This is a genomic window from Escherichia sp. S10b (assembly GCF_028421345.1).
In the GTDB taxonomy this organism is placed as follows: Bacteria; Pseudomonadota; Gammaproteobacteria; order Enterobacterales; family Enterobacteriaceae; genus ECMA0423.
Genome location: NZ_JAHZSO010000167.1, coordinates 1 through 23,919, shown reverse-complemented (window position 1 = coordinate 23,919; position 23,919 = coordinate 1). Strand labels below are relative to the sequence as shown.

Here is a 23,919-nt window from a genome sequence, read left to right as displayed (position 1 = left end):
TAATAACGCTGACAATGAAACAGAATGATGTTGATTCTGTGGATGGTCGCTTTTGTAAGTCAGCGCAAAACATCAAAACCAGCGTTGACGTTGATGATTGCTGTGTTGAACCAATGGCCCGACATCGCAGCCCAAAGAATCAAAGAGAGGCATTCACTAAAGCTTTTTTTGATGAGTGTAAAACCCGTGCAATACAAACTGGCCGGACTATCGAAGCCAGCGATACAAAATGTACCGGGCTTAAGGCTATATTCCACTCATCCGGACGCATTAAGTTTATTGTCCGCAAAAGTATTCGCGGAAAGAATGTTTACGTTGCAGTAGGAAGTTACCCTGAATTTTCCATTAATAACGCAAGGGAACATGCCTTTAAAATAATTCAGGAGCTTAAGGCTTCCGTTGAGACTTATGGTGAGCGTTTTCTTACGCACAGCAAAATAACGTTTAATGAACTTGTGGAACAGTATGTGAAATTCGTACTCAGCACGGGCGTTAAGCGTTCAGCTAACACCGACCTTTCTAAGATCCGTAAATACCTGCGCCCTCTTCTCGGTGACAAAAAGCTGGCAGGTATGACGGAGGCAGATATTCTGAGCTATCTGCATAATCTCGATCTCAAGCCTGCCACCCGCAACCGCCATCTGGCGCTCATTAAAGCGGTGTTTACCTGGGCTATACGCATGGGATACATCAGCCGCTCTCCGGCGCTTTATATCAAAGCGCTGCCTGAAGTGACGTCAGATCGCCGCGCCATGGATGACTCCCAGCTTCAGCGCTGGATGGAAGTCTGTGAGTGCTGGCGTAATGGCAAACCCGATCATGAAGGCCTTGCTCTTCTCATGTTCCTTGCCCTGACGGGGCTGCGTCTGGGGGAAACCCGTCACCTTCGTCTTGAAGATGTGGACTGGAGCCGCAAGGTTATCACCCTTCGCCATACCAAAAACGGCAAACTACGCCGTGTACCGGTATGTGATAAGGCTTTCGTTCTTCTGACAGAACAGCGTCAGCATCTGGGTGATGAAGGCTGGGTATTTCCGGGCAAGGGAACCGACAATCCGGTTGCTGAGCCACGTCGCCTGCAAAAACGACTTTGTGAGGCTGCGGGTATTCCACCGTTCACCATCCATGAGATGCGCCATACCTTTGCGACAAAGCTCATTGAGAGCGGGGCCGACATTCACACCGTCAAAGACTTACTGGGCCACAGCACTATCAAAGTGACGGAGCTTTACTTGCACGCTTCTCCGGCGCGTTACCACGAAGTCGTTAACCGGGCGATGGGGTAACAACCTTCACTCAACGGTATGGTTTTTAACTATGGTTCTGATGCACCCGTTTTCTGACGGTGGCGTAATTTGATGGTAATACACATGAATAAAAAAGTGACAACTAATGTTCCTAAGGTTTCCGGGATTAAGCGTATTCGCGTTTTTGCTGACCGCGATAAAAATTTCACCAAAATGTCGGAGGCAATTATCAGGCGTGCTGAAAAGACTGAAGTCGGTGAAGATGATATCGCTTCACTCGGTATTAGTGATGGGCTGCCACGGCATTATGTGAATACGGCTGATGGCCTTTTCTACATCGGTGGACAGAAACCTGTGCTGGTTTGCGGTACGCCAGTTGTGCCTGTCGCCCTGTTTTGCGGGAAAGATAAGGAGTCCAGTCTTGGGATTCGCCTGATGACCGGTAACGGGCTGGGTAAGTATGTTAAGGCCCTGGTGCGCTTTGAGGATATTGTTCAGAGCGGTGCTCAGGTAGTAGGCAAACTGGCAGATCGTGGATTTTGTGTTGGCTCCTCTCCACAGCAGTTTGCCCTTTTTGACCGTTTTCTTCAGCGCTGCCGGAGTTTACCGCTGCCTGTCTATCTGATGGCAGATGCGATGGGATTCGTTTCGGAGGATATGGCCTTTTTACATGGTCATGAGCCCGTTGTGACCTCTCTGACCGGGTTTGATTATCTGCTGCCGGGATTCCGCGTGCGTCCCGGACTGCACAAAGGTGGGGCTCTGGAGGAGTGGATTAACCTCATCCGGGAAAATGTCCATGGCTGGGCGCAGACCTTTGCGCTGAGTGCGTCCTTTGCTTCGATGCTTCTGGTTCCTGCCGGTATGGATGTGGGCATGTTTCATTTTCACGGCGTATCCACCACCGGTAAAACGCTTCTCCTGATGCTGGCTGCATCAGTCCATGGTGATGGCAGCGAGCCGGGTAGTGGGGGGAATGTAAATATTATTCGCTGGAATACCACGCCTAACGCGATGGAGCGCCTTCTCGCTGACTATTCCGGTCTGGTCGCCTGCGTCGATGAACTGGGTGCGAGTAATCATAAGCAACTTTCCTCACTGCTTTACAACATTACGTCAGGTACGGCAAAAGAGCGCCTGAACCGTGGCCTGACGGCAGATGAGCCGTTTAAATGGCGCATGTTTATTCTCTCCACCGGTGAGATGTCAATCTCCGAAAAGCTGGCTGAACAGAAAGCCGTGTTACAGGGAGGGCAGGAGCACAGGGCCATCAGTATGGAACTGTTGCCTGAGGATGCTCAAAAACCGGATGAACCGGTATCAGAAACACGTGCCCGTGCAGATGCACTGAAGACGGGGCTGGCAGAGGCTTATGGTCATGCCGGGCCTGCATTTATCGGCAAACTGTTATCCGGGAAAAATACGGCTGGCGGTCTTCGCACCTACGCAGAGTTTTCATCCTGGCTCCAGGAACAGACAGATGATTGCTGTAACGCACTGGAAGAGGCCCTGAGGGATGAGGGGCGTGATATTACCCGCGTTCAGCGGCGCGGACTGAAAAGATTTGCGCTGGTATGGCTGGCAGGAGAGAAGGCGCTGAAATATGGCCTTTTACCTTTCGAAAGCGATGCGGTGGCTGAATCCGTTATGTCCGCTGCACGACGCTGGCTGGATGATAACCAGAATCAGTATAACCCGGTGCGTAACATGCTGGAGGAGCTTCAGCTGACGCTGGTGACAAAAAGCAGCAGGCACTTTATCACCCTGCGTGACGAACATGCCCGATGCCCGGGAGATATGTGGGGATTCGTCCATTACAAAACCGGCGACTTCCTGATTTATGAATCGGTGTTTGAAAAGCTCTGTTCTGAAAAGGGACTTAAGACCGTTGATGTGGCCAGACCGTTAGAGCATTCCGGTTATCTGCTTGGCGAAAGTGCCGGACACTATAAAAAAAGAGCGCTGAAGACGATGGCGCAGTCTTACTACCAGGTCAAAAAAGCGTTTCTGAAATGCAATGTGATGACCGAATTTTAACCCTGAATAAAACCATTTTGACTGAATAACAACGAATAGAAGGTGATGTATGATTTTTGAATCAGACCAGTACTATGACGGTTTTCCTCACGCTATCAGCAGCGAAAATGAAGAAAAAACCTCATTCAATGATTACGCTCTGGTTAACACACTGGCGGAGTGCCTGTATCACGACATTTCTCGTGAAATCTTCGATGGCAGTGAGCCGGCGCTCCGGGCCGTCATTGCCAACGGTCAGATTAAATTCCTGGCTCGTTATACGCTTAGAGGGGCCTGCTATTATGAACCCCTCGGCAGGTTCCCTCGTATGTCTATTAAAGACGCGCGCGAGTGTGCTCGTGAACTCTATAACAGATATGATGATAACCGGGTGCCGGATGAAGAATATGGGGCCATCCCGTTCTGACTGATGGCTGAACAGTAAAAAAAAAGCAGGGGCACTTGCCTCTGCTTTTCTGTTATCACAAGGACGGTAGCTGAGCCGTTATCCTTTCCGCCAGTAACTGACTGGTGTTCTGTAAGCGCTGAGGATGAAGATGCGCATACCGTTGTGAAGACTGACTGCTGCGGTGCCCCAGTTGAGCCTGAACGTCATACAGTGTTCCGCCGTAGGACACGATGAGGGCGGCAACCGAATGGCGGCAGGTATGAATACACACTTCTTTGTCGAAAATTCCCGCCCGACGCACGACACGCTGAAAGGCTTTAACCGGGTTACTCAGCGGCATTCCTTGTTTTTTACCTATAAACAACCACGGATTTCCCCGCTGTGTTGGCAGTGTTCTGATTACGTCCATCGCCAGTGAATTAAGATGAACAATCCGTCCATAGCCATTCTTGGTTTCAGGAAGCCATAGGGTGCGTTTAACCGGGTCAACATGCTCCCACTTAGCCAGACGCAGCTCATCACGACGAAGGCCGGTCAGTAACAGCAGTTTGACATAGCGGGCAGCTACAGGGCTGGTATCGTTATCGGCGGAGAGAAAAATACGACGAATTTCGTCCTCGGTAAAATAACGCTGTCGGGCGTTGTTCTCCCTGAGTAGCTGTACCACCCTTGCCGGATGAACAGAGGTCATGCTTTGCCTTCCGGCCCATGTAAAGACGGCTTTTATGAGTACGATGACACGGTTACAGGTAGCCGCTGACAGGGAAGTACTTAACGTCTGCTGAAGGCGCAGAATGCTCGCTGGTGTGATATCGCTCAGCAGCCTCTGACCAATGGCGGGACGGATATGATCGCGGTAGCGCTGTACATCCTTTCCCCAACTGCGTTTAGCGGATTTTGCCCATGGCAGATAATGCTGGTTAAAGAGTTCATCAAATGTCATCTCTTGTCTCTTGTTTTCGCGTTCCTGCTTAGGGTCAGTTCCGGTGGCAAGTGAGCGTTTATGTTCCATGGCAATCTTACGGGCTAAGGTGACATCCACCTCAGGCCAGCGACCAATAGCGATGGCACGTTTTCTTCCATGGTAGAGGTAGCGGAGCAAAAACTTTTTACGTCCTTCTCCTTTGCTGACCAGACATTTCAGGCCAGAAATCTCGGTGTCGCTGTATTCGGCATCGGTACTGCGTGCATCGGATGTGTTAGGGGGCAGGGATTTAATGAGCTGATTAGTAAAACGGAAGCGTTTGGGGGTGGACATATAACCTCCTGTGACTGGTGTAAAGAACGTCAGGGTTGACCCATCCCCGGCACGGCGCTTTTTATGGTTGAGTTGATTTTCTGGCATGGCGAAGGGAATGCTGGTGCCACATGGTATGAATTAAGACGGGAAATGCAGAAAGAGCAGGCTTTACGGTCTGATTCTGGTCTTAAGGGGAAAGATTGCCGTTGGGGAAGTGTTCACAGAAATAATATGTGTTTCAGTCGGGTATAATTACATGCCATAAGGACCAGTAGCGTTGCCTGTATGTGGGGCGGCTATGTGCCAAAAGCAGAAGCTGGTAATTCGTGTCTAATATACTTCACTTAACGTATATCCCAGCTCTGGTACAGAATATGCAAATTAAATACCCAAGAAGTGGCAGGCTGATTAACAAAGAACTCCTTCGATTATAGGATGATTTGTATCGGCACTCATCACACCATGTGCTCGATTCACGCCGCATAGTCAGTTGAATTTTGCTACTCTGTAAGAGGTGGTAAGCATTATCCAATACGGATTTAAATCAATGGAATAAATGATTATGAGTGAAAATGAAACAATCCCAAAGAAGTCTCACAGCCAGATTAACAAAGCTGTATTCTTTACATCTGCTTTGTTAATTTTTCTTCTTGTCGCTTTTGCCGCTGCATTCCCGGATGTTGCTGACAAAAATTTCAAACTACTTCAGCAACAAATCTTCACGAATGCAAGCTGGTTCTACATCCTTGCTGTGGCCCTGATTTTATTGAGTGTCACGTTTCTGGGACTCTCACGCTACGGTGATATCAAGCTGGGTCCGGACCATGCGCAACCTGATTTCAGCTATCACTCCTGGTTTGCGATGCTTTTTTCGGCAGGGATGGGGATCGGCCTGATGTTCTTTGGCGTTGCTGAACCGGTGATGCATTATCTCTCACCTCCCGTTGGCGCCCCAGAGACTGTTGCGGCAGCGAAGGAAGCAATGCGGCTGACCTTCTTCCACTGGGGTCTGCATGCCTGGGCAATATATGCCATTGTAGCGCTGATTCTGGCCTTTTTCAGTTACCGCCACGGTCTACCTTTAACGCTGCGTTCTGCACTCTATCCCATTATTGGCGATCGCATATACGGACCTATAGGCCATGCGGTTGATATTTTTGCCGTTATAGGTACGGTCTTTGGCGTTGCAACATCGCTGGGTTACGGTGTTTTGCAGGTGAATGCCGGTTTGAACCACCTATTCGGGGTGCCCATTAATGAAACGGTGCAGGTCATTCTGATCGTGGCCATCACGGGGTTAGCGACGATTTCTGTGGTGACCGGCCTAGACAAGGGAATACGTATCCTGTCTGAGCTCAATTTGGGCCTCGCGTTGTTGCTCCTGGCGCTGGTCCTGTGTCTGGGGCCAACTGTGCTTCTGCTGAAGTCATTTGTGGAAAATACCGGCGGTTATCTTTCGGAACTGGTGAGTAAAACGTTCAATCTTTACGCATATGAACCTAAGTCGAGCAACTGGCTGGGGGGCTGGACATTACTGTACTGGGGATGGTGGCTTTCATGGTCGCCATTTGTGGGGATGTTTATCGCACGGGTCTCACGCGGCCGAACCATTCGCGAATTTGTCACCGGTGTGCTGTTTGTTCCGGCCGGCTTTACGCTCATGTGGATGACGGTGTTTGGTAACAGCGCAATCTATCTCATTATGAACCAGGGGGCGACCGATCTCGCCAATACCGTCCAACAGGATGTCTCGCTGGCCTTGTTCAATTTCCTGGAGCATTTCCCGTTCTCCTCCGTGCTGTCATTTATTGCAATGGCTATGGTCATCGTCTTCTTTGTCACATCTGCTGACTCGGGGGCAATGGTTGTAGATACTCTGGCATCAGGTGGGGTGGCAAACACACCCGTCTGGCAGCGAATCTTCTGGGCATCGCTCATGGGAGTTGTTGCAATTGCGCTTCTCCTTGCGGGAGGGCTGAGCGCGCTGCAAACGGTGACAATAGCAAGTGCATTACCCTTCTCCGTGATCTTGCTGATATCCATATACGGGCTGTTAAAAGCCCTGCGTCGAGATTTGACTAAGCGTGAAAGCCTGAGCATGGCGACTATTGCTCCTACGGCTGCACGTAACCCAATTCCCTGGCAGAGAAGGTTACGCAATATCGCGTATCTGCCGAAACGATCTCTTGTGAAACGTTTTATGGACGACATTATCCAGCCTGCCATGACGCTGGTTCAGGAAGAACTGAACAAGCAGGGGACGATAAGCCACATTAGTGACGCAGCCGACGATCGTATTCGTCTTGAAGTGGATTTGGGCAACGAGCTGAATTTTATATATGAAGTGAGGCTTCGCGGGTATAGCTCACCCACCTTCGCGCTCGCCGCAATGGATAATGATGAGCAGCAGACTGACCAACATCGATATTATCGCGCTGAGGTTTATCTCAAAGAAGGCGGTCAAAATTATGATGTGATGGGCTGGAATCAGGAACAGTTGATTAATGACATACTGGACCAGTACGAAAAACACCTGCACTTCCTGCACCTGGTTCGTTGATAGCAAAATGCCGTCCTAGGGGGCGGCAATTATTTATCCCGACCGCAATACGAGGGAATGCAGAATGATTTCACGCTGGCAATGGATTCTGAAGCAAACATTTAAGAAACTCTGGTTCAGAGCTACGTTATTCGCAATTGTCGCGATAATAACGGCTCTTTTATCTATTCTTTTTAAATCAATGATTCCTGAGTCGGTTTCAGTGAAGGTTGGTGCGGAAGCAGTTGATAACATTCTGAACATACTGGCATCGAGTATGCTGGCAGTGACCACATTTTCGCTGAGTATCATGGTCACAGCCTACGGTTCAGCCACTACTAATGTTACTCCCAGAGCAACGCGTTTAGTTGTGGAAGACGTAACCACACAAAATGTACTGGCCACCTTCATTGGTTCCTTTCTCTTCAGTCTGGTAGGAATTATTGCCCTCAATATGGGAGCCTACGGAGAAAGGGGAAGAGTCATTTTATTCATTGTCACACTCGTTGTCATTGCCCTCATCCTCATCACATTGCTTCGTTGGATACAGCATTTGACCTCTCTGGGGAGGGTCGGTGAGACAACAGCAAAAGTAGAACAGGCGGCCATCGAAACATTTATTGCGAGAGCCAGAAATCCCTGTCTCGGCGGATATCCATGGCTTGAGAGCTATGAACAGCCGAAAGGAACGGTTGCAGTTTATCCGAAGAAGATTGGCTATGTTGAATATATTGATATGGAGAAACTCAGCAAGCTGCTGGCCAATGATCCTCGTCATGTATACCTTGTGGCGCAACCAGGCAGTTTCATTCATCCGTCCATGCCAGCTTTGTACCTGAGTCAGGGCCAGGAGTCATCAATCTGCGCCGATTTACTTGAGACGATCATTGTCTCGGATGTGCGTTCATTTGCTCAGGATCCCCGATTTTGTCTTAGCGTCATGGCCGAAATAGCCTGCAGAGCCCTTTCACCCGCAGTGAACGATCCTGGAACCGCAATCGATGTCATTGGCAGAGGTGTTCGTATACTTTCTGCTTACGCGCAGAATAAGTCTCATGAAATTGAAGTGACCTATCCTTCAGTACACGTTGCGCCACTTCAGAACAACGATCTTCTGGAAGACTTTTTCTCACCTGTCGCACGCGATGGTGCCAGTATGAGAGAGATTCAGATAAGAGTGCTCAAAGGGCTATCTATGCTGAGTACGGGTTGGCCTGAGATGTTTGCTGATGCCGCGCACACTCTGGCAATTGAAACATTAGAGCATGCAAATCGCGCTGACCATATAGACTCCGATAGAGAATTCATAAAATCAATTTATTTTGATTTGTTTTTTGATGAAAACGCTAATAAGCAATCATAGTTGTGGAGCAAGCGATTTGGTTGCTAGCGAGACAAGAACAAAGCGTCTGCATGAGAATGGGCGTCTGCTTTGTATTAGAAGAGAACATACTGAGTCTTCATCACTTTTGCAGCAGGCTTTATCTCTACGTAAGACATCGCCTACAATCAAATATTTCGGTTTAATACCAGGAGAACACTAAATGTAGAAATTATGTCTACTCAGTTCGGAACAGACTACTGTTTTTTTATTCCGTAGCTGAGACCATCATATTTCCTCCAGCAAAGGAGATAAAAATGGAAAAATTATTTACCCCGTTTCAGACCGGTGATACTGACCTGGTAAACCGCGTCGTTATGGCCCCCATGACCCGCTCACGGGCAATGACTAGTGATACCGCTGATGAACTGACCGCAAAATATTATCAGCTGCGTGAATCCGTATGGGGCAAACCGGAGGTCGTCCGTGACGGGCTCAGGGATCTGGTTCGCCGCACGGGCGCAGATGAAATTATGGTGAACTCATGGCAAGGCACTCGTCTTTGCCGCTCTTCAGAAATAATGCTGAGTATTCTACCGGAAAGGCAAAAGGATCATTTACCAAAGATAATGACGAGAAAGTCATTGACGAAGCGGGGAAGGGGTTAAGTCATCAATCCATATCAAAATATCAGACGCCTGTTTACGCTATGCGGGCGTCCGCTTTTCGCTCACAGCGGACTTTATGCTCGATGAGTTCGCCCGCTCTTTGCCGGGAGCGGAAGTTGCTTAATTTACCCTGAATCAAACAATAAGGGAGCAGGTCAAGTTTTCGATTGTTCTGTCAGATGTTTCCGCATCAATGCATTTTGTAGTGTCACTCCACGACTCGACCTGCCAGACGACTCACGTGAACACTCTTGCCTACCCGCAATAATGACGTGGATGTGATCGCCCTGGCGCCAATGCTTGGCGACGTTGACGCTGAGTAACGTGAAACTGGACAAGGTTGTGGCCAAAATGATCGAGATCGGGGCATCGGTCAAATAAATGAAAATTTCTTCTGCAGGCTATACCTCTTTTGCTTTCTCCCAGGTTTACGCATGGGCATACTTAATATCCTTCAATGCCCATAACCACAGGAATAATAATGAGTATTCAGCGACGTGAGGTGTATCTGGTCTTGAAACAACTATCAGATGGCCGGTTGTTTTATGTGGAAGGATTGAGAAGCGCCAGCAATTATTTTTTTGATGGCCATGCTCGGGTGCTCACTTCCCCGGCTGGTTCAGCGAGCTTTATTGAGTTCGAACCAGGTGAACGCCCTATGCAACTTTTCCATATGCCAGATGAAGAAGGTACTCAATGGCAAGCTGCTTTCCATGATTTCGGCTGCTCGCCTGAATTTGGAGAACCTAAATTGGAATACGTCATATTTGTTGGCGCTTATTCCGATGACCGCGAGCGTACCATTGAGTTGATGAATATGGGCATGACTCATGCGTGGGAAATTATTGAGGGCAAGTGCGAACTGCGCGAAGGCGAGTTCGAAGCAGAATGGTAACTGACACATCGACAAATCTTGAACTTTGGACGGTCTACGATAATCCCATAGACTTCCCGGACCAGTTCATGGCCCGTCGGTTTGACATAACCAGTGCGCCCAGCCACCTGGCTAGACCTTTGAGCAAATCTGGGAGCGCTTCGACCGCCAGGGTTACATCTGGCTGGCGCGCAAACCCGTTGACGATCTGGTGATCGTTGGCACCTTCCTGCGCTGATTTAAATTTTGTTATATCAGGCAGTTTTTTACTTTGATTAGACTTCAAACAACAATGCATAGAGGGAACCATGAAAAAGCCACAACAGATGTACGACCTGCAAATTCCTGATGACGACTATAAAATGGCAGCAGTCATGGAACGTGATAAGTTGAACTTTGAGTCTCCCAACAAATGGTTTTACGTGGGTGCTGACAGCCGAGACCTCGGCTTTGCGAAAGTAGGAATTACGATGGGCGATTTAACATCCCGCTCATACGGCACCAACAACCCTAATTTCTACCTGTTCTGCGCCTTTCAGTGCCAGCAAAGCACAACGGAAGCACAGCTCAAAAGCATTGAAAAAAGCGCTATAAACTATCTCGATGGTGTGTTCTGCGCCGAAAACGGTCAGACAAAGCGGGCGCGTCACATGGAGTCACAACGCCTGTCAGAGTGTTATTACGATGTAAATTTCGAGGATTTTTTTGTCGAGGTGCATGAATACCTATTGGATAATCACGTCAGCTATTTCCAGACTTGTGGTTTCGAAAATGAAGCAGGCGGTGATGGAGGCTATGCACTTGCGTGGGAGTTCAGTTCTCTCCTTAAACCCGAAGTTAAAAGGTACTTCCTGAACAGGATCCTCCGGGGGTGATAAATTAAGTACCTCCCTCACAAAGAAAAGCGCCCGTAGAGGCGCTTATTTTATGGGCGTTAATTAGTTAATATTGTGTTTTTTCTTTAACTTACTAATTGCATCAGATTTTTTTCACATTCATCAAATACTCGAATGTAACGACGGTAATCGTTTTCAGTGTCATTTGCCCAGAAATAAAGAAAACAACGTTTCTCCGTTTTTCCTTCTGAACGATTGCGCCATGTTGTATTAACTTCGTAAAGAGTATACGGAAGTTCCTCTTCATTGAACTGAAGTGGCACACTGAATTTGGCCGCCTGAAAAGAGCTGATTTTATTCGGCATGCTATTTTAAAAAAAAACATCGCGAGATCAACAATAGCTGCCAACGTCCGCTCCTCGCTCACAGTGGACCTTCTGCTCAGTTAGTTTGGCCGCGTTCTGCCAATAGCGGGACACGCTAATGCTGGTGTACAGGTGCTGACTCATTTCCTCCTCCACTTTCATCCCGTTATACTGTGAAAAAAAGGAGGTAGGCGTGAAACTGAAAATGCAGGATTTGAGGCTGTTTAATCTCGTGTTTGAGAGCGATCCTGGCTGGATACTTGATTTCTCTAACCGCACCTTGTCTGCTTTTTTTGATGAAGAACTAAACATTGATATTGATGATGAACGTTATCAGGAAGAGGGGACGTCAAAGGCCAAACGAGTTAGATGCTTGCTGAAACAGGCTGATCGTGAGACCGCTCTGCGGGTTCTTGGCGCTGTCTGGCAGTATAAAACGGAATCCATGCCTGAACAGGCTGAACAAAGCCGTAATGACTATCTTGCACTGATTTCCCGCTTAGAAAACGCTGGCACCGATGAAGCCAAAGGCGTAAAGCCTGTCCAGGCATGGCATGGTGTTGACTGGCCTTCACTTATCGCTGAAATGAACGAGATGAAATCTCTGCCGCCACATCCACGTGGTTTTCGGTTTGAAGCCTGGCTTGCTGAACTGTTCAGTATCTTTAAGCTCGCTCCCCGTTCGTCTTTCCGAAACACAGGCGAACAGATTGACGGAAGTTTCCGACTGAATGATGAATTTTACCTGATAGAGGCAAAGTGGCATCAGAAAAGAACGTCGGCTGCCGATCTCCATGTATTTGAAGGAAAGCTCAGTACCAAGGCAACCTGGACACGCGGTGTTTTTATCAGTTGGATGGGGTTTACGCCTGAAGGTCTGACGGCTTTTGGTAAAGGGAAGCGTGTTATCTGTGTCAGTGGTTATGATCTTTACCACTCACTGAGTCATGGAATCCCTTTGCCCGGCCTTCTGGACGCTAAAACCCGGCACGCAGCTGAAACGGGAGAGCCCTATGCTGAGTTCGACCGACTATATGCACTGAAGAACAAACAGTTTGGCACGATGAAATAACGGGTTGGGAAGCGGTGACTGCTCCCCGTTGTTTAACACAGAGTGCTGCTAGTAATGCCCGCATATCCCTCCCAGCGGACACTCAGCTTTAACAGTCCAATACGTTTAGCTCAAGTAGTACTACGGATAAACCATTTTATGATGGCGTGGAGGACGGGGGATTCTGGTAACGGTAAGAAATGAAAAGGAAAGAAGATCTGTTGCAGGTGGACTGACTGGTGAAAATCCCCATGTGAATGGTGGAGGGTGTATGCTGCCTGGTTTCCCCGCTTGCTATTGGGGATTTCCCCACCCTATTCCCCGCGACAAAATCACGTTAAGACCAGCGGATTAAGGAGAAATGATAATCCCCCCGTTTTCCCCGTATCTATGAATGATCTGAGAGAAAGGAACCGTAAAGGACCGTAGAAAGACCGTAGCAGTGAGGTTAGGAAAAGGTACATCAGAGGATGTTGAGGTGTCTAAAAGTAACGAATATCAGCGAAAATGGCGAGAAATCCAGCAAACAAATAACCTGTTGCAACGACCAGAAATCTACCGTAGCCAGAAAAGGAAAAAGCCCCGCTTTGCAGCGAGGCCTTATGAATAGTGGTGCCCGGACTCGGAATCGAACCAAGGACACGGGGATTTTCAATCCCCTGCTCTACCGACTGAGCTATCCGGGCAACGGGGCGCATTAAACCGTAATCTGCACATCTCGTCAACCTAATTTCAGTAAAAGCGATTCAACTGCTTAAGATTGCGGCAAATCGCTTCTTTTCTGTGTTTCTGTCAGGTCAATGCACCACCCTGGCGGCAGCGGGCGAAGCGCAGGATATCTTCCGCCAGCCGATGTGCAGTGTCGACATCCGCCTGGCTACGATTCACCAGCATTCGGCTTAAACAGCCTTCCAGCACCAGTTCCATCTGCTTTGCTACCATCGCCGGATCGTCAACTTCCAGTGTGGTTAACAGTTCGTGGGTGAAATCGTAGGCCGCGCTTTTTTGCTGATCGGCCAGTTGATGAATAGGGTGGCCAGGATCGGGATAAAACGTACAGGCAGCGATAAATAGACAGCCCGGATAGCGGTTGTTTTTAACGCACTCCGATAACGCCTGATAACGTGCCAGCAGCTTTTGTTCGGCGGTTTGCGTTTCGTCCAGCATCAGCTGACGACGCCAGACATCTATCTGTTGGCTAAGATAACGCAGCGCATCGTAGAGGATTGCCTCTTTGTCTGGCCAGAAGCGGCGTAGCTCGTCCAGTGGATAATCCACACGTTCAGCAACCATCTCCAGCGTGGTGTTGGCAATCCCTTGTAATTCTAATAATTTCAGGGCTTCTCCCAGTACATCTTCACGTTGCACGCTATTTTCCTCCGTCTTTCCCACTGCAAGTGTCGTTCACGGTTGGCGATCGCGCAAATGTGCGCTGAAGGTTTCAGCATCCATAAAGCCCGTGACGCGTGCTTGTGGATGCTCCTGGCCTTGTCCGTCAAAAAAGAGAATTGTCGGTAGGCCAAGGACATTAAGATGCTTTAACAGCGCCACATCTTGTGCGTCGTTGGCCGTGACGTTGGCCTGAAGTAAGACCGTGTCTGCTAACGCTTTTTGCACCTGCGGGTCGCTGAAGGTGTATTTCTCAAACTCTTTACAGGCGACGCACCAGTCGGCATAAAGATCTAACATCACCGGTTTGCCTTTGGCTTCAACGAGCGCCTGATTTAACTCATCTACCGTTTTGATTTGTGTAAAGTTGAGATGCGTCTGAGTTTGCGCGGTATGCGTCGCACCAAATGCCCAATCCTGAAGTGGGCGCACGCTAACCAATGCCGCTGCCAGCAGGATTATTTGCACCACGCGCATCCAGCCGCGTTTAGCCTGTAGGCTGGTGATAAAGGCCCAGCCAAAGAATGCGACACCCAGCGCCGACCACAAGCGTAATCCCCATACATCACCAATCACTCGCTCCAGCAGGAAGACCGGCAGTGCGAGGATCACAAAACCAAACGCGGTTTTGACTTGTTCCATCCACGGGCCGCTTTTCGGCAGCAAGCGGTTACCAAAGACGGTAATTAGCATCAGCGGCAGGCCCATGCCCAACGCATAGAGATAAAGCGTGCCGCCGCCCAGCCACATGTTCCCGCTTTGGGCGATATACAGCAGAATCGCGCTAAGCGGTGCGGTGGTGCATGGTGAACAGATCAGTCCGGCAATCGCCCCCATAACAAACACACCGCCAGGTGAGCCGCCCTGTTGGCGATTGCTCATCAACGTGAGACGTGTTTGCAGCGAAGAGGGGAGTTGTAGAGTAAACAAGCCAAACATTGACATCGCCAGCAAGGTAAAGACGATGGCGAGGCCAATGAGCACGTATGGGTGCTGTAGCGCCGCCTGGAACTGTAACCCTGCGGCGGCAACTACCAGACCCAGCGCCGTGTAAGTCAGTGCCATCCCCTGCACATAAATAAAGGTCAGCAACAATGCTCTGGCAGTGGAGAGCCGCTGTTTACCACCCAGCACGATGCCAGAAATCAGTGGGTACATTGGCAGCACGCATGGCGTAAAGGCGATACCAATACCGATCAACAACGCCCAGAGCGCGGAAAAGGGCAATTGCGCGGTGTGCTGCTCTTGCTGCGAAACAGACACAGGCTGTGACGCTGCGTTGTTGGCGACCACTTCGCTTAACGGAACGGTTTTGGTTTCTGGCGGATAACAGAAACCGGCATCAGCACAGCCCTGGTAGGAGACAGTTAACGTCGCTCCCGCACTCGCCTGGTTGATGGTTACGGGAAGCGTCAGCCGATCGCGGTAAATCTCGCTTTTGCCGTAAAACTCATCTTCATGCCAGACGCCTTGCGGCAGCTGCACGTCGGCAATTTTCGCGTGTTCCGGCGTAATGCGGATCTGTTTACGGTAGAGGTAGTAACCGTCTTTGATCTGCCAGGTCAGATTAAGGTCATGTTGGTTTTGCTGAAAATCAAAAGTAAAGGCTTGATCCGCGGGGACAAATTGTGAACGTCCCGGCGCGTCGAATAATCCGGCAAAAACGGAAGTGCTGCAAAGTAGCAGGATCAGCGTAAAGATGCGTTGAGCCATGAGAGGTAATCTGTGTCTCCGTGTGTAACAGGTAAAACCAGAAGTTCCGGGGTTTGATATGGATGATGAGACTTCAGGCATTCCAGCAGTGCCTGCTGGTGAGATACGGTAGTTTTTAAAATCATCTGCACTTCGTATTCTTGCTCCAGCTTACCTTCCCAGTAATAGAGAGAGGTAGCGCCGGGGATCAAGGTCGCGCAGGCCGCCAGTTTTTCCGCCAGCACTTTGGCGGCTAAATCCTGGGCTGTCGCTTCATCCGGTGCGGTACATAGCACCACGACAGACGCGGTATTCGAACTTTTTTCATCAAGCATAAACACCTCGCAAGAACAGATGGAACCGCAAGAGAGAGGTCACTATACAACGGACGGGGGAAGGATGTTAGTCGGCGGGAAAGAAAGCGGGGCTTGAACGCCCCGCGATTGGTCATTACAGCATGAAGCTACCCAGCACGAAGCCGAAGCAAACGGCCAGGGCAACACCCAGAGTACCCGGGATGAAGAACGGATGGTTGAAGACGAATTTACCGATACGGGTTGTACCCGTGTCATCCATCTGTACCGCAGCAACCAGCGTCGGGTAGGTCGGCAGAATGAACAGACCAGACACCGCAGCGAAAGAAGCAACAGCGGTCAGCGGTGAAACGTTCAGTGCCAGAGCCATCGGCATCAGTGCTTTTGCGGTTGCAGCCTGAGAGTACAGCAGAGCAGAAGCAAAGAAGAAGATGACGGCCAGCAGCCACGGATGACCCTGAATCACTTCACCAGCGGTATCTTTGATCCAGTCGATGTTATTGGAAACGAAAGTATCGCCCAGCCACGCAACACCCAGGATACAAATACAGGCGCTCATACCTGCTTTGAAGGTGCTGGAGTTGAGGATGTTGTCGGTATCGACTTTACAGATAACGGTGGTCAGAGTTGCAACGCTGAGCATGATGATCAGGATTGCGTTGGTGGTGTTCATCAGCGGTTTTTCAACCAGACCCATGCTTGGGCTGTTGATGATTGCATAGATAACCACGCCAACTACGCCCAGCAGGAACAGCCAGACGGACGTTTTTGCACCGGATTTGATTTCAATCTGCTTTTCACCGCGCAGTTCAACCAGGCCCTCTTCCAGACGCTTGCGATAAATCGGATCGTCAGAGAGTTTGGAGTTGAACAGCATAGTGACCAGAAAGGACATCACCAGAACCGCCAGCAGGGTGGACGGGATGACCACGGAGAGCAGATGGAGGTAGCTGATGCCATGACCTTCCATCACGGAAGACATGTAAACCACTGCCGCTGAGATTGGCGATGCGGTGATCGCAATCTGCGCGGATACCACTGCAGTAGACAGCGGACGGCAAGGTTTGACGCCTTGTTCCTTCGCAACTTCAGCGATAACTGGCAGTGTCGCCAGAGATATGTTGCCAGTACCAGCAAAGATAGTCAGGAAATAGGTCACGATCGGTGCGAGGATCGTGATGTATTTCGGGTTACGGCGCAGCAGCTTTTCTGTCTGATGAACCAGATAGTCCAGACCGCCAGCAACCTGCATGGCAGAAATAGCGGCGATAACCGCCATGATAATGGAAATGACATCGAACGGGATGTTACCGGGTTTAACGCCAATAGCGGCAAGAACCAGCACCCCCAATCCGCCTGCAAAACCAATACCTATTCCCCCCAATCTGGCGCCCAAGAAGATCGCCAGCAAAACTATGATGAGTTCTACAACTAGCATATTAGCCTTCCTTGTTTTTTAACAAGTTGATATTAGGTTGTTATTTTTAAGTTACTGCTCACAAGAAAAAAGGCACGTCATCTGACGTGCCTTCTTTATTTGTACTACCCTGTACGATTACTGTTCGCTTTCATCAGTATAGCGTTTTGCTTTGTAAGCCGGGTGCATCAGATTCTGTACGGAGAAAATATCGTCAAGTTCCGCTTCAGTCAACAGACCGCGTTCCAGAACGACTTCACGTACACTCTTACCGGTTTCGGCACAGATTTTACCCACGATGTCACCGTTGTGGTGACCGATGAACGGGTTCAGGTAAGTAACGATACCGATAGAGTTGTAAACGTAACCTTCGCACACTTCTTTGTTAGCAGTGATGCCGTTAATGCATTTTTCCAGCAGGTTGTAGCAAGCGTTGGTCAGAATGTGAACGGATTCGAACATGGCCTGGCCAATGACCGGCTCCATAACGTTCAACTGCAGCTGACCTGCTTCTGCTGCCATGGTAACAGTGGTGTCGTTACCGATGACTTTGAAGCATACCTGGTTAACCACTTCCGGAACAACCGGGTTTACTTTAGCTGGCATGATGGAAGAGCCCGCCTGCAGTTCCGGCAGGTTGATCTCGTTCAGGCCGGCACGTGGACCAGAAGAGAGCAAGCGCAGGTCGTTACAGATTTTGGACATCTTCACAGCCAGGCGTTTCAGCGCGCCGTGAACCATAACATAAGCGCCGCAGTCAGAGGTCGCTTCGATCAGGTCTTCAGCCGGTACGCATGGGAAGCCAGTGACTTCAGCCAGTTTTTTCACTGCCAGCGGAGAGTACTCTTTCGGCGTGTTCAGACCAGTACCGATTGCTGTTGCGCCAAGGTTAACTTCCAGCAGCAGTTCAGCGGTACGTTGGATATTTTTCACTTCTTCTTTCAGCAGGATGCTGAAAGCGCGGAATTCCTGACCGAGGGTCATCGGTACTGCGTCCTGCAGCTGGGTACGACCCATTTTCAGGATGTCCTGGAATTCGACAGCTTTACGTTCAAAGCCTTCACGCAGTTGGTTAATCGCATCTACCAGCTTAATCAGGGAAGAGTAAACTGCGATACGGAAACCGGTCGGGTAGGCGTCGTTAGTGGACTGACATTTGTTAACATGGTCGTTCGGGTTCAGGTACTGATATTCACCTTTCTGGTGACCCATCAGTTCCAGACCGATATTGGCCAGCACTTCGTTGGTGTTCATGTTTACGGAAGTACCTGCGCCGCCCTGGTAGACGTCTACCGGGAACTGATCCATGCATTTTCCGTTGTTCAGGACTTCATCACATGCGGCAATGATGGCATTCGCTACACTTTTAGGAATGGTTTGCAGCTCTTTGTTTGCCATAGCTGCGGCTTTTTTAACCATTACCATACCGCGAACAAATTCAGGAATATCACTGATTTTGTTGTTGCTGATATAGAAGTTTTCAATCGCTCTCAGAGTGTGAACACCATAGTAGGCATCAGCTGGAACTTCCCTGGTACCCAACAGATCTTCTTCGATACGAATGTTGTTTGACATGTGAACCTTCTTTTTCAAGCTGCCAATGATTTGCTTTAAACACACAGAATATATGTGGTTTCGAATGTTTTTCGACCGACGATTATCCCCTGCATCGACCGAATACCCGAGATCATATGCTGCTTGAGGATTTCTACCGTAATCTGGATCACTTTAAGTGTCGGTTTTTACCCCTTAATTATTAATTTGTGAAATAGATCACCGCTTTGGGATTACTACCAAAAATAGTTGCGCAAACATCTTGAAATTTTGCTAATGACCACAATATAAGCTGAACGCGATTCGCAACCCATTCAGGTAGCCGGGTTTTACCGGCTGCTATTACAGGAGAAACCTTTGCGCTGGTTACCTTTTATTGCCATTTTCCTTTATGTCTATATTGAGATTTCAATCTTTATTCAGGTTGCCCATGTATTGGGGGTATTGCTGACCCTCGTGCTGGTTATATTCACGTCAGTTATCGGGATGTCACTGGTACGTAACCAGGGCTTTAAGAATTTCGTGCTGATGCAGCAAAAAATGGCGGCGGGTGAAAACCCAGCGGCGGAGATGATTAAAAGTGTTTCGCTGATCATTGCCGGTTTGCTGCTTTTATTACCGGGCTTTTTCACCGACTTCCTCGGTCTTCTGCTTTTATTACCGCCGGTGCAAAAGCATCTGACAGTGAAGTTGATGCCGCATTTGCGCTTTTCTCGTATGCCAGGCGGCGGTTTTAGCGCCGGGACCGGTGGTGGTAATACTTTTGATGGTGAGTACCAGCGAAAGGATGATGAGCGCGACCGCCTTGATCATAAAGACGATCGCCAGGATTAATGTCGAAACGCCGGATTATGTGGTTATGCCATTTTCCGGCGTTTTTCGTTTTGGCAGCAACAGCCATAACCCCGCCAGCATGATCAGCGCATAGAGACTTTTCCAGCCGACCATTGCCAGTAACAGAACGCATAACAGCCCGCCAACCACCGCCAGTAGTCGATAACGTCCTTGCAATAATTTACAGCCTGCCAGCATGCATAACAGATAAATCATAATAAAGATGCCATTGGCATAAATAATAAGAGCGTCCAGATTGATCTCTAAAGCATGAATCACCAACGTGCTCACCACACAGCAGCCGAGCACCGCATTGAGGGCATTATTCGGGATATGGCGAGAAGAGAGGCGTGCCAGGTAGTGGTCAGGATTATGTTGCGCCTGCGACCAGACCAGGCGGGCGAAGCTCTGTATATAAATGTTGAGACTGGCAAAGCAGGCCAGATAGCCAATCACGCAGGCAATCCATAACGCTCCTACACCGAACAACTGCACTACAATTTTTGGAAGCGATGCTGCCGCCGCCATTTTTTCACCATAGGCGTCGAAGTGTAAGACGACTACCGTACAGCCCCAGTAGACTAATCCTGCCAGCAGCAGACCAATCATCAATGCGCGAGGAAAATCACGCTCTGGATTTTTAAATTCCGAGGCAAGATGGGCAAATGCTTCCAGACCGACAAAACACCAGAACATCACTGATAACGCAGCAAATAACCCGGTAAGTTCGATATTACCAGGTGCCGGGAAGGGGATATTCGCAGGTTTGATATCGCCCGCCCACCAGATAGCGACAATCAGCGCGACGATAAGTCCGGCAATAACGGTTTGTAGATTAGCACTGGAACTGGCACCGCGAGTACCGATATACCACACCAGCGCCAGCGTACCGAGTTCTGCCAACAACAGTTGCCAGCTATGCCAGCCAAACATTGCCTGGCCGAACCCGGCGGCAATTTGTAGCGCGGCAGGCAAACCCACGGGAATGACCGATAAAAACAACCAGCCGGTGACTCGCTCAAGTCGCGAACCAAACGCCATACCGACGAAGTGCGCGACACCGCCTGCGCTGGGATAGTGGCGACCCAGAATCGCAAACACAATCGCAATCGGGAACACTAAGATAATCAAAACGGGCCACGCCCACAGGCTGTTATTGCCCGCTACCAGCGCAGCTAACGCAGGAACGGCAAACACGCCAGTGCCTAATAATGACGTCGATAGCAGGCCAATGCCCTGGGCCAGCCCCAGTTCTTGTTTGAGTCCACTCATGGGTTGATGTCCGATTGCGCCCAAATTTTGGGCAACTGCGTAGATTTTCGATGGTAGCACAATCAGATTCGCTTATGACGGCGATGAAGAAATTGCGATGAAATGTGAGGTGAATCAGGGTTTTCACCCGATTTTGTGCTGATCAGAATTTTTTTTCTTTTTCCCCCTTGAAGGGGCGAATCCTCATCCCCATTTCTCTGGTCACCAGCCGGGAAACCACGTAAGCTCCGGCGTCACCCATAACAGATACGGACTTTCTCAAAGGAGAGTTATCAATGAATATTCGTCCATTGCATGATCGCGTGATCGTCAAGCGTAAAGAAGTTGAAACTAAATCTGCTGGCGGCATCGTTCTGACCGGCTCTGCAGCGGCTAAATCCACCCGCGGCGAAGTGCTGGCTGTCGGCAATGGCCGTATCCTTGAAAATGGCGAAGTGAAGCCGCTGGATGTGAAAGTTGGCGACATCGTTATTTTCAACGATGGCTACGGTGTGAAATCTGAGAAGATCGACAATGAAGAAGTGTTGATCATGTCCGAAAGCGACATTCTGGCAATTGTTGAAGCGTAATCCTCGCACGACACTGAACATACGAATTTAAGGAATAAAGATAATGGCAGCTAAAGACGTAAAATTCGGTAACGACGCTCGTGTGAAAATGCTGCGCGGCGTAAACGTACTGGCAGATGCAGTGAAAGTTACCCTCGGTCCGAAAGGCCGTAACGTAGTTCTGGATAAATCTTTCGGTGCACCGACCATCACCAAAGATGGTGTTTCCGTTGCTCGTGAAATCGAACTGGAAGACAAGTTCGAAAATATGGGTGCGCAGATGGTGAAAGAAGTTGCCTCTAAAGCGAACGACGCTGCAGGCGACGGTACCACCACTGCAACTGTACTGGCTCAGGCTATCATCACTGAGGGTCTGAAAGCTGTTGCTGCGGGCATGAACCCGATGGACCTGAAACGTGGTATCGACAAAGCCGTTACCGCTGCAGTTGAAGAACTGAAAGCGCTGTCCGTACCGTGCTCTGACTCTAAAGCGATTGCTCAGGTTGGTACCATCTCCGCTAACTCCGACGAAACCGTAGGTAAACTGATCGCTGAAGCGATGGACAAAGTCGGTAAAGAAGGCGTTATCACCGTTGAAGACGGTACCGGTCTGCAGGACGAACTGGACGTGGTTGAAGGTATGCAGTTCGACCGTGGCTACCTGTCTCCTTACTTCATCAACAAGCCGGAAACTGGCGCAGTAGAACTGGAAAGCCCGTTCATCCTGCTGGCTGACAAGAAAATCTCTAACATCCGCGAAATGCTGCCGGTTCTGGAAGCTGTTGCCAAAGCAGGCAAACCGCTGCTGATCATCGCTGAAGATGTTGAAGGCGAAGCGCTGGCAACTCTGGTTGTTAACACCATGCGTGGCATCGTGAAAGTTGCTGCGGTTAAAGCTCCGGGCTTCGGCGATCGTCGTAAAGCTATGCTGCAGGATATCGCAACCCTGACTGGCGGTACCGTAATCTCTGAAGAGATCGGTATGGAGCTGGAAAAAGCAACCCTGGAAGACCTGGGTCAGGCTAAACGTGTTGTGATCAACAAAGACACCACCACTATCATCGATGGCGTGGGTGAAGAAGCTGCAATCCAGGGCCGTGTTGCTCAGATCCGTCAGCAGATTGAAGAAGCAACTTCTGACTACGACCGTGAAAAACTGCAGGAACGCGTAGCGAAACTGGCAGGCGGCGTTGCAGTTATCAAAGTAGGTGCTGCTACCGAAGTTGAAATGAAAGAGAAAAAAGCACGCGTTGAAGACGCCCTGCACGCGACCCGTGCTGCGGTAGAAGAAGGCGTGGTTGCTGGTGGTGGTGTTGCGCTGATCCGCGTAGCGTCTAAACTGGCTGACCTGCGTGGTCAGAACGAAGACCAGAACGTGGGTATCAAAGTTGCACTGCGTGCAATGGAAGCTCCGCTGCGTCAGATCGTCCTGAACTGCGGCGAAGAACCGTCTGTTGTTGCTAACACCGTTAAAGGCGGCGACGGCAACTACGGTTACAACGCAGCAACCGAAGAATACGGCAACATGATCGACATGGGTATCCTGGACCCAACCAAAGTAACCCGTTCTGCTCTGCAGTACGCGGCTTCTGTGGCTGGCCTGATGATCACCACCGAGTGCATGGTTACCGACCTGCCGAAAAATGATGCAGCTGACTTAGGCGCTGCTGGCGGTATGGGCGGCATGGGTGGCATGGGCGGCATGATGTAATTGCCCTGCACCTCGCAGAAATAAACAAACCCCCGGGCAGAAATGTCTGGGGGTTTTTCTTTTGGTCATCTTTCTAGTATAAGATTCAGACACGGACGACGCGAGTGGCGTCCAGCTCATTGATTATGGGGAATAACATGCACGTAAAATACTTAGCAGGGATTGTCGGTGCCGCGCTACTGATGGCGGGTTGTAGCTCCAGCAACGAATTGAGTGCTGCCGGTCAGAGTGTACGCATTGTGGACGAGCAGCCAGGCGCAGAGTGCCAGCTGATTGGTACTGCGACAGGTAAGCAAAGCAACTGGCTTTCCGGGCAACACGGAGAAGAGGGCGGTTCTATGCGCGGCGCAGCAAACGATCTGCGCAACCAGGCGGCTGCAATGGGCGGTAACGTGATTTATGGCATCAGCAGCCCGTCGCAGGGAATGTTGTCCAGTTTTGTCCCGACGGATAGCCAGATTATCGGTCAGGTTTATAAGTGCCCGAACTGATGTGATCCAGAGGCTGGGTGACAAACGTATCATTGCCTGATGCGCTTCGCTTATCAGGCCTTGTATTATCCCTCCAGTGCAGAGAAAATCGGCCAGTTTTCTCTGCCTGCAGTCCGCATGCCGTATCGGGC

20 protein-coding genes, 1 tRNA gene and 1 pseudogene are annotated in these 23,919 nt (G+C 49.7%); 14 read left to right on the top strand and 8 right to left on the bottom strand.

The features are described from left to right. The first annotated feature begins 24 nt into the window (after window positions 1–24). The 4 genes from FTE26_RS16015 to FTE26_RS16000 all read left to right on the top strand — a co-directional run bounded on the left by FTE26_RS16015 (window position 25) and on the right by FTE26_RS16000 (window position 3,690). On the top strand, window positions 25–324 hold the full coding sequence (locus FTE26_RS16015) for a hypothetical protein (RefSeq protein ID WP_228037403.1): 300 nt from the start codon (window positions 25–27) through the stop codon (window positions 322–324). 131 nt (window positions 325–455) lie between these two features. Then, window positions 456–1,286: a tyrosine-type recombinase/integrase gene (locus FTE26_RS16010; RefSeq protein ID WP_370882415.1), complete on the top strand. Its 831-nt coding sequence runs from the start codon at window positions 456–458 to the stop codon at window positions 1,284–1,286. Between the two features lie 84 nt (window positions 1,287–1,370). Beyond that, on the top strand, window positions 1,371–3,284 hold the full coding sequence (locus tag FTE26_RS16005; protein WP_136374445.1) for a DUF927 domain-containing protein: 1,914 nt from the start codon (window positions 1,371–1,373) through the stop codon (window positions 3,282–3,284). A 49-nt stretch (window positions 3,285–3,333) separates the two neighbouring features. Then, window positions 3,334–3,690: an Arm DNA-binding domain-containing protein gene (locus FTE26_RS16000; RefSeq protein WP_032165636.1), complete on the top strand. Its 357-nt coding sequence runs from the start codon at window positions 3,334–3,336 to the stop codon at window positions 3,688–3,690. A 55-nt stretch (window positions 3,691–3,745) separates the two neighbouring features. On the opposite strand, the gene FTE26_RS15995 is transcribed toward FTE26_RS16000, so the two are convergent. Beyond that, on the bottom strand, window positions 3,746–4,930 hold the full coding sequence (locus tag FTE26_RS15995) for a tyrosine-type recombinase/integrase (RefSeq protein ID WP_032319214.1): 1,185 nt from the start codon (window positions 4,928–4,930) through the stop codon (window positions 3,746–3,748). Window positions 4,931–5,474: 544 nt separating this feature from the next. Between FTE26_RS15995 and FTE26_RS15990 the strand changes: the two genes are divergently transcribed. From FTE26_RS15990 to FTE26_RS15965, 6 genes and pseudogenes are all read left to right on the top strand, one after another. Beyond that, window positions 5,475–7,472: a BCCT family transporter gene (locus FTE26_RS15990; RefSeq protein ID WP_016245729.1), complete on the top strand. Its 1,998-nt coding sequence runs from the start codon at window positions 5,475–5,477 to the stop codon at window positions 7,470–7,472. 64 nt (window positions 7,473–7,536) lie between these two features. Further along, window positions 7,537–8,814 (top strand): DUF2254 domain-containing protein, encoded by a 1,278-nt coding sequence (locus FTE26_RS15985; RefSeq protein WP_003036928.1) that lies wholly within the window; start codon window positions 7,537–7,539, stop codon window positions 8,812–8,814. 275 nt (window positions 8,815–9,089) lie between these two features. Next, window positions 9,090–9,233 (top strand): annotated as a pseudogene (locus tag FTE26_RS20115) (oxidoreductase); the annotation flags it as partial. Between the two features lie 688 nt (window positions 9,234–9,921). Continuing rightward, the gene (locus FTE26_RS15975) at window positions 9,922–10,335 is read left to right on the top strand and encodes a hypothetical protein (RefSeq protein WP_042111466.1); all 414 of its coding nucleotides are present in this window, start codon (window positions 9,922–9,924) and stop codon (window positions 10,333–10,335) included. A 287-nt stretch (window positions 10,336–10,622) separates the two neighbouring features. Next, window positions 10,623–11,189 carry a hypothetical protein gene (locus FTE26_RS15970; protein WP_042111470.1) on the top strand — a complete coding sequence of 189 codons (567 nt, stop codon included), beginning with the start codon at window positions 10,623–10,625 and terminating at the stop codon, window positions 11,187–11,189. A gap of 519 nt (window positions 11,190–11,708) precedes the next feature. After that, on the top strand, window positions 11,709–12,587 hold the full coding sequence (locus FTE26_RS15965) for a restriction endonuclease (protein WP_042111475.1): 879 nt from the start codon (window positions 11,709–11,711) through the stop codon (window positions 12,585–12,587). Between the two features lie 589 nt (window positions 12,588–13,176). Here the strand turns inward: FTE26_RS15965 and FTE26_RS15960 are convergent. The 6 genes from FTE26_RS15960 to aspA form a co-directional block, all read right to left on the bottom strand. Beyond that, a tRNA-Phe gene (locus FTE26_RS15960) sits at window positions 13,177–13,252 on the bottom strand. 106 nt (window positions 13,253–13,358) lie between these two features. Further along, complete coding sequence (locus FTE26_RS15955; RefSeq protein WP_001188520.1) at window positions 13,359–13,934, bottom strand: transcriptional regulator; 576 nt, start codon at window positions 13,932–13,934, stop codon at window positions 13,359–13,361. Between the two features lie 36 nt (window positions 13,935–13,970). Continuing rightward, entirely contained in the window at window positions 13,971–15,668 is a 1,698-nt protein-coding gene (dsbD, locus tag FTE26_RS15950) for a protein-disulfide reductase DsbD (RefSeq protein ID WP_000068966.1), read from the bottom strand. Further along, window positions 15,644–15,982, bottom strand: a complete 339-nt coding sequence (gene cutA / locus FTE26_RS15945; protein ID WP_000883400.1) for a divalent cation tolerance protein CutA — start codon at window positions 15,980–15,982, stop codon at window positions 15,644–15,646. Before cutA ends, dsbD begins: the two co-directional genes overlap by 25 nt. Window positions 15,983–16,097: 115 nt before the next feature. Further along, the gene (gene dcuA, locus FTE26_RS15940) at window positions 16,098–17,399 is read right to left on the bottom strand and encodes an anaerobic C4-dicarboxylate transporter DcuA (RefSeq protein ID WP_000961959.1); all 1,302 of its coding nucleotides are present in this window, start codon (window positions 17,397–17,399) and stop codon (window positions 16,098–16,100) included. A 117-nt stretch (window positions 17,400–17,516) separates the two neighbouring features. Then, window positions 17,517–18,953, bottom strand: a complete 1,437-nt coding sequence (gene aspA, locus FTE26_RS15935) for an aspartate ammonia-lyase (RefSeq protein ID WP_000069437.1) — start codon at window positions 18,951–18,953, stop codon at window positions 17,517–17,519. Between the two features lie 336 nt (window positions 18,954–19,289). Here aspA and FTE26_RS15930 point away from each other — a divergent pair, with 336 nt between their 5' ends. Beyond that, window positions 19,290–19,766, top strand: a complete 477-nt coding sequence (locus FTE26_RS15930) for an FxsA family protein (RefSeq protein WP_001267448.1) — start codon at window positions 19,290–19,292, stop codon at window positions 19,764–19,766. A gap of 15 nt (window positions 19,767–19,781) precedes the next feature. Here FTE26_RS15930 and yjeH read toward each other — a convergent pair whose 3' ends face one another. Next, the gene (gene yjeH, locus FTE26_RS15925) at window positions 19,782–21,038 is read right to left on the bottom strand and encodes an L-methionine/branched-chain amino acid transporter (protein WP_000015837.1); all 1,257 of its coding nucleotides are present in this window, start codon (window positions 21,036–21,038) and stop codon (window positions 19,782–19,784) included. Between the two features lie 275 nt (window positions 21,039–21,313). Between yjeH and FTE26_RS15920 the strand changes: the two genes are divergently transcribed. From FTE26_RS15920 to FTE26_RS15910, 3 genes are all read left to right on the top strand, one after another. Next, a complete protein-coding gene (locus FTE26_RS15920; RefSeq protein WP_001026276.1) occupies window positions 21,314–21,607 on the top strand; it encodes a co-chaperone GroES in 294 nt (97 codons plus the stop codon). Between the two features lie 43 nt (window positions 21,608–21,650). Next, window positions 21,651–23,297, top strand: coding sequence for a chaperonin GroEL (gene groL, locus FTE26_RS15915; protein WP_000729117.1), 1,647 nt, complete (start codon window positions 21,651–21,653; stop codon window positions 23,295–23,297). A 137-nt stretch (window positions 23,298–23,434) separates the two neighbouring features. Next, window positions 23,435–23,788 carry a DUF4156 domain-containing protein gene (locus FTE26_RS15910; protein WP_000558209.1) on the top strand — a complete coding sequence of 118 codons (354 nt, stop codon included), beginning with the start codon at window positions 23,435–23,437 and terminating at the stop codon, window positions 23,786–23,788. The last annotated feature ends 131 nt before the right edge of the window (window positions 23,789–23,919 follow it).